This window comes from Ligilactobacillus pabuli, from assembly GCF_022836475.1.
Taxonomy (GTDB): Bacteria; Bacillota; Bacilli; order Lactobacillales; family Lactobacillaceae; genus Ligilactobacillus; species Ligilactobacillus pabuli.
Map to the genome: position 1 here is coordinate 81,771 of NZ_BQXH01000011.1, position 11,405 is coordinate 93,175.

The 11,405-nt window shown below is 39.8% G+C and carries 12 protein-coding genes and 1 other annotated feature; of the genes, 7 read left to right on the forward strand and 5 right to left on the reverse strand.

What is annotated here, in order from left to right; translation table 11 throughout:
• Window positions 1-8: 8 nt before the first annotated feature.
• Window positions 9-659 carry an amino acid ABC transporter ATP-binding protein gene (locus LPAF129_RS06800; RefSeq protein ID WP_244055421.1) on the reverse strand — a complete coding sequence of 217 codons (651 nt, stop codon included), beginning with the start codon at window positions 657-659 and terminating at the stop codon, window positions 9-11.
• Window positions 660-863: 204 nt separating this feature from the next.
• Entirely contained in the window at window positions 864-1,505 is a 642-nt protein-coding gene (locus LPAF129_RS06805) for an amino acid ABC transporter permease (RefSeq protein ID WP_244055422.1), read from the reverse strand.
• A 216-nt stretch (window positions 1,506-1,721) separates the two neighbouring features.
• Window positions 1,722-1,960, reverse strand: a binding site (T-box leader).
• Window positions 1,961-2,389: 429 nt separating this feature from the next.
• Between LPAF129_RS06805 and LPAF129_RS06810 the strand changes: the two genes are divergently transcribed.
• The 7 genes from LPAF129_RS06810 to LPAF129_RS06840 all read left to right on the forward strand — a co-directional run bounded on the left by LPAF129_RS06810 (window position 2,390) and on the right by LPAF129_RS06840 (window position 8,411).
• Window positions 2,390-3,151 carry a hypothetical protein gene (locus LPAF129_RS06810; protein WP_244055423.1) on the forward strand — a complete coding sequence of 254 codons (762 nt, stop codon included), beginning with the start codon at window positions 2,390-2,392 and terminating at the stop codon, window positions 3,149-3,151.
• 12 nt (window positions 3,152-3,163) lie between these two features.
• Entirely contained in the window at window positions 3,164-3,850 is a 687-nt protein-coding gene (locus LPAF129_RS06815) for an ATP-binding cassette domain-containing protein (protein ID WP_244055424.1), read from the forward strand.
• A 431-nt stretch (window positions 3,851-4,281) separates the two neighbouring features.
• On the forward strand, window positions 4,282-4,947 hold the full coding sequence (locus tag LPAF129_RS06820) for a TetR/AcrR family transcriptional regulator (protein ID WP_244055425.1): 666 nt from the start codon (window positions 4,282-4,284) through the stop codon (window positions 4,945-4,947).
• 5 nt (window positions 4,948-4,952) lie between these two features.
• Window positions 4,953-5,726 (forward strand): lysophospholipid acyltransferase family protein, encoded by a 774-nt coding sequence (locus tag LPAF129_RS06825; RefSeq protein WP_244055426.1) that lies wholly within the window; start codon window positions 4,953-4,955, stop codon window positions 5,724-5,726.
• Window positions 5,723-6,550 carry a glycosyltransferase gene (locus LPAF129_RS06830; protein WP_244055427.1) on the forward strand — a complete coding sequence of 276 codons (828 nt, stop codon included), beginning with the start codon at window positions 5,723-5,725 and terminating at the stop codon, window positions 6,548-6,550. The genes LPAF129_RS06825 and LPAF129_RS06830 overlap by 4 nt, the downstream gene beginning before the upstream one ends.
• Window positions 6,551-6,585: 35 nt before the next feature.
• Window positions 6,586-7,557, forward strand: a complete 972-nt coding sequence (locus LPAF129_RS06835; protein WP_244055428.1) for a glycosyltransferase family 8 protein — start codon at window positions 6,586-6,588, stop codon at window positions 7,555-7,557.
• Window positions 7,554-8,411: a lysophospholipid acyltransferase family protein gene (locus LPAF129_RS06840; protein WP_244055429.1), complete on the forward strand. Its 858-nt coding sequence runs from the start codon at window positions 7,554-7,556 to the stop codon at window positions 8,409-8,411. Before LPAF129_RS06835 ends, LPAF129_RS06840 begins: the two co-directional genes overlap by 4 nt.
• Window positions 8,412-8,580: 169 nt before the next feature.
• Here the strand turns inward: LPAF129_RS06840 and LPAF129_RS06845 are convergent, their stop codons facing one another.
• Genes LPAF129_RS06845 through LPAF129_RS06855 form a run of 3 tightly spaced genes read right to left on the reverse strand, consistent with a single transcriptional unit; the run spans window position 8,581 to window position 11,290 of the window.
• The gene (locus LPAF129_RS06845; RefSeq protein ID WP_244055430.1) at window positions 8,581-9,999 is read right to left on the reverse strand and encodes an ABC transporter ATP-binding protein; all 1,419 of its coding nucleotides are present in this window, start codon (window positions 9,997-9,999) and stop codon (window positions 8,581-8,583) included.
• Entirely contained in the window at window positions 9,999-10,691 is a 693-nt protein-coding gene (locus LPAF129_RS06850) for an energy-coupling factor transporter transmembrane component T (RefSeq protein WP_244055431.1), read from the reverse strand. The genes LPAF129_RS06845 and LPAF129_RS06850 overlap by 1 nt, the downstream gene beginning before the upstream one ends.
• On the reverse strand, window positions 10,691-11,290 hold the full coding sequence (locus LPAF129_RS06855; RefSeq protein WP_244055432.1) for an MptD family putative ECF transporter S component: 600 nt from the start codon (window positions 11,288-11,290) through the stop codon (window positions 10,691-10,693). The genes LPAF129_RS06850 and LPAF129_RS06855 overlap by 1 nt, the downstream gene beginning before the upstream one ends.
• Between the last annotated feature and the right edge of the window lie 115 nt (window positions 11,291-11,405).

Below are 11,405 nucleotides of genomic sequence, written 5' to 3' on the forward strand. Positions count from 1 at the left end.
AGGCACAATTATTTTCCCCCTTGGGCATCCAAAGCGTTCACGGTAAAGATTTGGTCAGCGGTCTGTTTGGCAAATGTTAGATCATGGGTGACGATCACTTGTGTCATGTGTTTCTTTTTCAAATTTAAGATGATCTCTCCGACCTTTTCCCGGAGTGCTGGGTCAAGCGCAGAAGTTGGTTCGTCGTAACAAAGGACCTGAGGCTTCATGGCTAGAGCGCGGACAATTGCCACCCGTTGTTGTTGTCCACCAGAAAGCTGGTAAGGATACAGTTGTTCTTTGCCGGCTAGGTCGAGTTCGTCTAAAAGCTCGAGTGCAGTAGCTGTGGCAGTTTGTGCATCTTGTTTAAGTACTAATTTGGGAGCGAGAGTAATGTTTTGCAGAACAGTCAGATTGGGAAATAGTTGGTAATTTTGAAAAACAACCCCAATAATTTGGTCGGCGTTAGCTGGATCGGTGGGGTCAAAGGGTTGATCGTTCAGTAGAAAAGACCCGCTTTCGGGAGTTTCCAGCCCACTTAAACAACGTAAAAGAGTTGTTTTACCGGCACCGGAAGGGCCAACAATCGCCAAAATTTCGCCAGTTGGAATTTCTAAGTTGAGGTGATCTAAAATAGTGCGGTCACCAAATTTTTTGGTAATATTTTTTAATTCAAGCATGAGATAATACCTCCTAAGATAACAGGGTGAAGTGAAACGGGAGAAAGCGAGTACTATCGGAAAATAATCTTTAATGTGTTCTTGGCATTGAAGGTTATTTTTGGATAGACGGTACTTTCTGTTTCACGGAACTCGACTAAAATCACAGAGCGGAAAGTCTTGACTAGAGTAGCTCGACTAAAATCACAGCTAAGCAATCTTGGCTTAGCGCCATTTTGAATAGTGTTGTTCGACTTTCTTCAAAGCGTATGAAGCTAAACCAGTCATCAGTAAGTAAATGACTCCGACTAAAACTAGCGGGATCAAGGTAACATCACGGGCGGTGGCAACATTCCCGGCTCGTAATAAGTCACCCAGACCAATGACATAAACTAGTGAAGTATCTTTCACCAAGTTGACGACTTCGTTACCGATAGATGGGATGACGATTTTAACCACCTGGGGAATAATAATATGCAACAAAGTTTGGGTTTTGGTTAACCGTAAAACTTTGGCACTTTCAAACTGACCAGCGGGAATAGTTTGAAAACCACCCCGGAAAATTTCGGCAAAGTAGGCGGTGTAATTTAAGATAAAGGCGCATAAGGCTGCATCATAACGCTGGAAGATAATGCCGATGATCGGTAAGCCGTAAAACACAAAAATTAGTTGTAATAACAGCGGTGTTCCCCGCATGATCCAGACATAAAATTTTAAAAGCAGTCGTAATGGACTGAATTTTGATAAAAGTCCTAAGCTGACTAGGACCCCTAAGGGAATGGAAACAATCAGAGTCCAGAAAAATATTTTGAGAGACATTAGTGCCCCAGTTAGTAAAGACGGTGCAATCTGTTCAATATAGGTCATAATAATAGCTCCTTTTGTTCTGATGAGAGTGACGGGCACTCGGCAACAACAATAGATTTAGCGGTCAAAAAAAGCCGCCCTCCATGCCAAAAAATTGACATCAAGGACGGCTTTCGTCGTGGTCCCACCTCAGATTCGTTAACTGTTCGCACAGCCAACCTCAGCGAGTTTGATCAAAAAAATAGTAAATAAAAAGTCGTCCCTAGGCACTAGACCTAAGAGGACGACTATTCGCGGTTCCACCTCATGTTTATCGCCTGTTCACACAAACGACCTCACGGAGTTTAATTTGATCAAACTCGTGCACTAACGGGGCGTCCCGGAATTTCTTACTGATGATTAATTTCAGAAAATCAACTAACAGGTGTGATTCGTTACAAACGGCCATGCCTTGCTTCCAGCATCCAAGACTCTCTGTTGGTGTGTGTAACTACTAGTCTGCTCATAGTTTTTAATTTATTATTTAAGTTGTTTCTAATTATAAACGTCTCATTGGAGAGAAGTCAACCCTAAGTTTAGTAGGGGTTAATTTAGGATTAGGAAACATTGATGTTAATCTAGCTAATTTAGCTAATTTAAAACTTTGCGGTTAAGAGAATAATACATAATATTTCTAAGTAAAATATTAAAAAATGGTAACTTATATTTTTGAACATTAAAATTTATGTATAGATAATTGTTTTTTTGCAATCATTTTGTGGTAGTATAATAATCGATATTTAATAAAAAGAGGATGATAACAATTACAAGCTTTTATCCAGATGGATTTCCACATATGAACACTGAGATTATTGATCCGCAAAAATATAAAATTTCCGAAATACTAGGTCTGTCATCTTTTCCTAATGAGGGCTTAGCACTTCCGTTTTCTTGAGGTGTAGCTAATGAAAATAGTTTATAGTTATTTTAAAACGTTTAATAAAGTAATTTGGTCAGAAAAAGTCCCGTTTTTTTATACCTTAATTTTGCCTGCGATAATTTTTTTGATGTCTAATTATGGCAACATTAAAAATGGAGCATCTTTAAATCAAATCATGTCAACAAGTAGTAATTACTTGGGCTACATGATTGTGGCGACAGCAGTTAATGGGGTGGCATTACAACTAATTAACTTCAGAGAGATTGGCTTTCTAAAAACATATACGATGATTTCTGGAGGCGAAAGGAAGTATTCAGTTTGGGGATTAATTTGTAGTGAGTTTCTATTCGGTTATGTGTGTGTGCTGATTTTTTCAGCTTGCTTGATGTTTTTTTATCCAACACAAATTGTCCATATTTTAGTAGTTTATACACTAACTTACGTAATTTCAGCATTACCGATTATGTTTGTTAGTATCTTAGCGGATCTTTTACCTGTGCGCAATAACACTAGTGGTACTTTAGGAAACCTGCTCTTAGTAGTACTTTTATGGGTTTCTGCCGTTAGGGTAGACTCTCATTCTCTGGTTCAAGAATTTCTTTTTGGACTTGATCCTTGTGATTATGTCACGCAAGTTTTTGATTTGGTTAATAGATTTACTAGTCATGCTCACAATATTTATTCGTATCAAGTTCTGGCTGTTACTGGGATTTTCTTAATTTTTCTTGTGCTGGGAATTGTATGTTCTTCTAGGGTAAGAATAAATTCTGAGTATATGAGAAATTAGGGGGTATTTTCTATGCAAGTTAAAGTAAAAAATGTTAATTTTTCATATAAGAAAGAGCAAATTCTTGCTGATTTAAGTTGTACTTTTTGTTCGGGAAAAATCAATTACCTAATTGGATATAATGGCTCAGGTAAAACAACTTTGTTTGACCTAATTAGTGGAGCACGAGTCCCAAGTAGTGGTACGATTTCGGGTAGACCGAATGCAAAGGAAGTTTTGTATCAAACACAAAATCCAGTAGTTTTTGGGGCGCTAACTGGTAGAAATTTGCAGGAATTTATTTTTGGAGTAGCGACGGGACATTCCAAGATAGAAATTGACAAGTTAAGCCCGCATTTCTGTGAGTTATATCAAAAGTTATTAGAGAGAAAAGTATCAGATATGTCTGTTGGTGAACGAAGATGGTTTGTTCTTTTTTTGGAAAGCTATTTAGAAAAGAAGTTATTTTTACTAGATGAGCCAACTAGCGGAGTTGACCCTGTGTCTAGAAAACAAATTTTGACAAGTATTTCTGCTTTGGCAAGTGATCCACAAAAAATTATCATAGTCACAACTCATGATTTGAAAAATTTAGACTCAAATTGTTATATCCATTTGTTAAAAGATAAAAAAATGACAACCTTCAATTCTTACGCAGACTTTGTGGCAATCTCCGATAAACAAGAAATCGAAGATGCATTTGCTATTTTGAACTCTTGATCCAAGATTATAAATTAAGTTAGCTAGAACAACTGAACTTATTATTTTAGCCACTTTATCGCCAGTTCTCTCTAAAATAGGGGGCTGGCCTTTTTGTTGCTGTTTACCATTAGTAACTGTAATTTGGGGGATGCTTTTGGCAACATGGAAAAAATTTGGTTGGTATCTATACTATTTATGAAAATCATTTTTCTTAAAGTAGTTCTAAATTTCGTGCGTAGAATAGCTGTCACTTTAAAAAAATAATCTTTCTAGCTATAGTTAAACGAATATTTTTCATTATAGCCAAACATATCCGTTTCTGAATAATCAGTCATGACAGTAAAATCCAAGAGAAAGATTGTTTAATTTTCTAAGCATGATATAATTAACGAAAATTAGTAAGTAGTCACTTACTAATTAATTTTCAGTAAAGGAGGTGTTTTTTACCAATGCCATTTTCCGCAACCAAAGCATTAGACAAGTGGTATGCAACTCAAAATATGCCTGCCAGTCAAATTAAGGTTTTAGATGTTGCAATCACCTTATTTGCACAAAATGGGTACGACAAAACTAGTACCAACGAGATCGCAACCAAAGCAAACGTCAGTCAGGCAGTCCTTTTTAAATACTTTCGCAGCAAACATAACTTATTGCAAACTATTCTAGAACCGCTGTTTAAAAATATCGTTCCTCAATTTACTACCCAGCTTTTAGACGAAATCGTTGAAAAACGGCAAGGCCAAGGATTATATGGTGTTTTAAGTTTCATCACATATGATCGCTTTAAATTTATGATGGAAAACACTGAGCTGATCAACATCTTGATCAACGTTACTCTAACGGACGATACTGTTAAAAAGCAGATCAAGAAACTGATCGTGCAAAGTAACGTTCCCTTGATTTTAAAAATTCAAAAGTTTTTTAAACGTTTCCCAGAAATTAAGAATTCGGCTGATTTGGACAACCTCTTTTACCTTTTTGTGACCCAACTGATGGGGTATTTTATTTTGAGATATCGTTTATTTCCGGAAAATAAATACGATACGGAAGCTGATTTAAAAAGGATCACCAATAATATTTACTATGCTTTTCGACATCCAGATCAAGTGGGGTGAGTTTTTTGTCGAAGAAGAAGACCTATTTTTATGACTCTTTTAATGAAGACCTTGTTACAGCTAAGCAGCAAGACTATTCCTTACCGGAGGATTACCAGTGGGAGACAAAAAACGGTTTGCAACGCAGCGTTAACTTTCTGACCCGGCACGGTGTTCGTGCTTTAAGCTATCTTTTTTGTCCGTTTGTCTTATTTTTACACCGTGACCGCTCGTGCCAACTAACTGCAATGCCGCAGACAGGCTGTTATTTATATGTTAATCACACGCAAACAGTGGGGGATGCTTTGATCCCGTACTACATTTTGCGCAAAAAATGGCCGGCAATCGTTGTAACACCTGCTAATCTAAGTTTGCCAATCATTGGGAAATTGATCCCGCATGGCGGCGGACTGCCGATCCCTGGTCAATTACGTCGGCTTCGCGATTTTAAACAAGCAGTTTTCAATAATATTAAGTCCGGCAAGTGTGTTGTGATTTATCCAGAGGCTCATCTCTGGCCTTATTATACTAAAATTCGCCCTTTTCAGCCGGCAGCTTTTCATTATCCAGCTGCAGACCAAGCGGCGGTTTACTGCCTGACTAATACTTATCAGAAATGTTGGTGGCGAAAAAAACCGCGGATCACGTCCTATTTGGACGGGCCGTTTTTTGCACCAGCTGATTTGTCGCCGAAAAAGCGGCAAGAAATTCTGAGTCAGCAAGTCCACGAATGTATGACAAAAAGAAGTCAACAAAGTACCTATGAATATCTCGATTACCAAAGGAGGGAGCCCCAGTGATAAATATTATGTATTGTGGTGACGAGCACATCGAACAAGGACTCGCTCTTTCACTAATGTCAGTTTTAAAAAATGTTCAGGAGCCAGTACATTTTTATTTGTTAACTGCAAAAATCACCACTAAACGAAAAACTTTTCAGCCGTTAAATGACCGGTTTGTCGCTAAGTTAAACGAATATTCTCGTCTTTACGACCACCGTAATTTCGTGCAGAAATTTGATATTACCAAATTATTTGCAGCCGAAGCACCGCTGGCTAATATTAATACTTCGTTTACTCCTAACTGTATGCTGCGACTTTATGCCGACCAGGTCCCTGAACTTCCTGATCAGCTGTTATATTTAGATGCGGATGTGTTATGTCGCCAAGATTTTAGTGCTTTTTATCACCAAGACTTGAGCACACATGAACTTGTTGGTTCATTAGACCACTATGGCCGCTGGTTTTTTCACCGTCAATTAAAAGGCTTTGACTACATTAACTCGGGTGTTTTATTGATTAACCTCAAGAAAATTAGAGCAACCGGCTTATTTGAAAGATGTCGGGTAAAATGTCAAAAAACACGGATGTTTATGCCTGACCAGTCAGCAATCAACCGCCTGTGTCACGCGAAAGGAATCACTGCTGCTAAATATAATGAGCAGCACCGTTTGCAAGATGACACAGTTTTTCAGCACTTTACCACTAGCTTTAGATTTATGCCGCGCTTTAAAATTCAAACGATCAAACCGTGGCAAGTTGACAAACTCCATGGTGAGTTAGGCATTTATGAGTATGATGATTTATTAACTGAGTCTCAGCAATTTTTTGAAAAAATAAATTAAGGGAAATAAATTAATTTAAAGAGAGAATGATTTAAATGAATAACGAACAACTTCAAATTCCAATCTTTTTTAGTATTGATGACAAATATGCGCCTTACCTATCAGTTGCACTAATTTCTTTGCTGGCCAATATTAGCCCAGCTAATCACTACCAGATTTTTATTTTATATCAACAGCTGTCACAGGAAAACCAAGCTAAGTTACAGACGATCACAGCGGACCATAACAACGTCACCCTTAAGTTTGTTTCATTAAAAGATGACTTGTATGAACGGCTTGGCAAAGACCAAAACACCTTGCGGGCAGATTACCAGACGTTAACGATCTACTACCGGCTCTTTATTGCCGACATGTTTCCTCAGTTCACCAAAGGAATTTACTTAGATGCTGACATTGTCGTTGACCAGGATATTGCCAACCTCTACCAGCTGGACTTAGGCGAGAATCTGTTAGGTGTTATTCCAGATGCATTTATTAGTAATGATCCAACCGCATCTGCCTATGCTGAAAATGCCGTTGGGGTTGCACATCAGAGCTATTTTAACTCGGGTGTTTTATTGTTGAATTTGGAACGGTTACGACAAACTAAATTTAGCAGTCATTTTCTAACTTTAATGAATAACTATCATTTTCAGCTGATCGCACCCGACCAAGATTATCTGAATGCAATTTGCCACAACGAACTTTTGTTATTAGAAAACAAGTGGAACTATCAAACAGAATACCCGTTGGCTGTCGATAATCCCGTTGTAATTCACTACAATCTTTTCGGCAAACCTTGGTGCTACGATGATGTCTCTTATGGTGATCTTTTCTGGCAGTATGCGGCTAACTCACCTTTCTTAACTGACTTAAAGAAAATTAAGGCTGAGTACGACGCGGATCAGACTTTAGCCAAGCATGATGCCGACCACAAAAACTTACTAGTAGCTCGTTTGAGTGAATTTCCGGAATTGCCGGTAACTTTTAAAAAAGCGGTAGAAAAAGGAGTACAGATTCGACTATGATTATCGGAGGAGACAAAGAGGCGGTCGTTGCCAACATTAAAAAAGCCGTTAGTGAACAACGCTTTAATGATAAAGTTGAAATCGAAGACCCAGATTTGGGGGAACAAGAAGAACAACAACTGCTAACAGATTTTATTGCTGACCGTGCGACTCTTAGTTATCGAACAAAAAATATTCTCGCCAGGCAGGGTGTTTCAGCGGCGACTCGCTTCATTAACCGCCACACGACAGTGACGGGAATTCAAAATGTTCGTCACGTAATTGGCGGAAGTATCGTCACTAGCAACCACTTTAATCCGTTGGAAAACACTGCGGTCCGTTATGCGTTAGGGAAAGCAAACAAAAAAAGGTTATTCGTGGTCAGCCAGCCGACCAACTTTAAAATGCCCGGCTGGGTCGGTTTCTTTTTACGCTATGCTGACACTCTGCCAATTAGCCAGGGAATCCACTACATGGGGCGCGTTTTTCCAACCATGTTGCAAAAAATTATTGCACAGAATAATTATGTTTTGATTTATCCGGAAAAAGAAATGTGGTTTAACTACCGTAAGCCGCGACCGTTTAAGCGCGGTCCTTATTATTACGCCGCTCGCTTTAATGTGCCCGTCATTTCTTGTTTTGTGGAAATGCAACCCTTGACAGCCAAAGATAATGAACAATTTAAACAGGTCAACTACCGTGTGCATCTCTTAAAGACGATCTATCCTGACCCCAATAAGTCGCTTGACCAAAACAGCCAAGAAATGATGGAAAAAGACTATCAGCAAAAAAAGGCGGCCTATGAAGCAGCTTATCACACTAAGTTAACTTACAATTTTGAAAAAGATGATATCGTTGGCTGGGATGTTCAGTGATCGTTGCCGTGTTGCTTAACGGTAAATAATTGGTCTGACACAACAACTTTTGGTAAACAAAAATAGTTCTGTCCCCTTGAAACAGCTGGGGCCAGAACTATTTTTTTGGTTTTTAATTGCCAAACTCTAGGAGCAGGTTCTGCTAGTTTTTACGAGTTGCAGTATGAGACTACGGCTTTCCTAAGTGAATAATTTGGTCACACCACCCGGCGGATAACTCAAGATCATGAGTGATCACGACGATCAGTGTTTCGGTTTGTTTTAGTAATTGTAACAAGTCACCGAACCGTTGCAGGTTAGCGTAATCTAGCCCGCTAGTTGGTTCATCAAATATCAGCAGCTCTTTGCCAGACATCAGCGCAGCGGCAATTACAACACGTTGCTGCTGGCCAGCCGACAAGCTCAAAGGGTGTCGCTGGGCGAACTTCGCTAAGTTTAATTGAGTTAACAGTTCGTCTTTTTTCTCAGGGTACTTGGCATTTAATAAAACTTCTTCTTCGACGGACTCGCAAAAGAGCTGGTAGTTGGTATTTTGCATGACTAAGAAACTCTTTTTCAGCAATTCTTTCGCAGAAAATGGGTGACCATGCCAGTTAATTTGACCAGCTATTGGCTTTAACAAACCAGTTAAAGTTTTGGCTAGGGTCGATTTACCAACACCGTTTGGACCAACAACTCCTGTGACCTGATGAGGCTTGAGGGCAAACGAGAGGTCAGTTAGAACCTGTTTAGATTGATAGCCAATTGTGAGTTGCTGAGCTTCAAGCGTGTTGGTCTGGTCAACTAGCGAAGACTTTGGCTGGTAGGCTTTAGCTGCCAAAGCTTGGCGATGTGCAGTTAAGTCAACTGCGCGAAGTCCTAAATCGTGTAACTTTGCCTGGCTAAGACTCAGAAATTCTTGTTTAGTCCATGTTTGCGTTAGTGCACCATTTTGGAATAGCACGTAACGGTCGACGAAGCTATTGGTCCAGGCAAGGCGATGTTCCGTTAATATGATGGTGACCCCCGCTGCTTTTTGAGACCGAATATTAGTTGTTAGTCGCGTGATTGCTTGGTCATCTAAATTACTGCTGACCTCATCTAAGACTAAGACCTTTGGGTGCAAAATCGTGGCGGCCGCGAGTGCAATCTGTTGTTGTTCTCCGCCTGAAAGACTAAACATTTGCCGGTCCAGTAAGTGAGCGATATGAAATTCTGCAGCAGTTTGCTGCACCTTTTGGACGATTTCTACGGGTGCGATGCCACTATTTTCTAGGGGAAAGGCTAACTCATCTTTGACTGTTGCTGTAAAGTACTGGGTCTTTGGATTTTGAAAAACACTGCCAACTACTGGAACGTAGTCTTCGATGGCGGCTTGACCTGCAAGCAAACCGTTAGTGGTAACTTCACCCTGTAACTCACCAGGAATGTAGTTAGGTGAAAGACCGTTTAACAGCCGACTAAAGGTGGTTTTACCACTACCGCTATGCCCGCAAATTAAGACACATTCCCCAGGTTGAATCTCTAAGTTGATGTTCTGTAAAAAAGGTTCTTGTTCATGGGGATAACGAAAAGAAACATTTTTACTAGTGATCATTGCAGTTGTCATTAAAAACCTCCTAAGGCAAGCAGGATAGGGACAGAACCAACTGCCAGATCAAAGGCATCAACTTTAGTCAAACGTAAGACGACCATCGAAGTTTGCCGGCCAGTGAGCCCCAAACCTTTTGTTAACACAGAAATGGTTAGGTCCGAAGCGACCTGACTGGCATTCATTAATAGCGGAATTAAAATTAGCTCAAATGTTTGTCCTGGGTGTTTCACAAAGCCCAAAAAGCCTCGTTCGATGCCGCGAAACGCTAGTGCATCCCTAATTTGCCGGTAATCAGCACGGATCGTGGGGAAGAACCGGAAGAAGACTGCAAAACTGACCGTGAAGAATTTAGGCAGGTGCCATTTTTTAAACAAGCTGATCCAAGCAGCTAAGGTGGTAAATTTGAATGCAATCAAACCCACCAAGATCCCTGGTACTAATTCACGAAAACCAGTGGTCAACATTGATAACGGGTACAACAAAACGGCGTTATTAACATGCGGCAACCAAAAAAGACTGGCAGTCAATTGTAAGAAATAAAGCACGACGATTCCACCGGCCAAACGCCATTGATGGTTAAACCAAAAAGGCAGGGTAAACAACAAGACGGTACTGGCCTCTAGTAGGACGCTGGCGTCAAGCAGTAAGATAATTTGCGAAACTACTATGTAATAAAGGATCGTTCGCGGGTCTAAGTGAGAAAACATTAGACAATGCCAGCTTTTTTAAAGTGCTTTTTCAACATTTTTTGTCCGAATAAACCGCCGACGATGGCTGCCAAAATTAGTAGACCAAAGGCGAGCAGTTCGGTGTAATCGGAAATACTAGCGAAAACATTGGCAATATAATGGGCATCTTTACCACGTGCTTTGAGGTCGGCGACGTAATTATCGGTATTAAAAAGCAGTTGAATGACTGGACCGATAGTGTTGAAAGAAAAGACAATATAGCTCAGCATTAGCCCAAGTTTACTTTTATATTTGCCCAAGTATGCGATAACATCGGCTAAAACTGCGCAAAGAATTCCGGGGATCAATGCGAGTGGAAAGAGACCGCCGAGTAAGAAAAAAATCCCTAAGATACTGCCCATGATCGTGATTCCGCCAAACCGCGGTACTTTGGCAGCCAGTAACATGAAAATTGTTCCAGTTAGCAGGGCTGACATAGCGGGTGAATAGGAATAAGAATAACCAGGAATGGCTAAAACGACGATCATTTCGGCGACACCAACCAGGCAAAAGTAGATCACACTGTAGATACCAATGGAAATTAAATCGGGTAAATTGATAACTTTGGTATGTTTCATAAAAACCTCCTCGTATTATTAAAATTAAACATTATCTTTTAAATCAAGTTTTAGTGATTATTATTACTTTCTTTGTTGGACACTACATGATAACCTCTAATTGTCATTGGCTTTG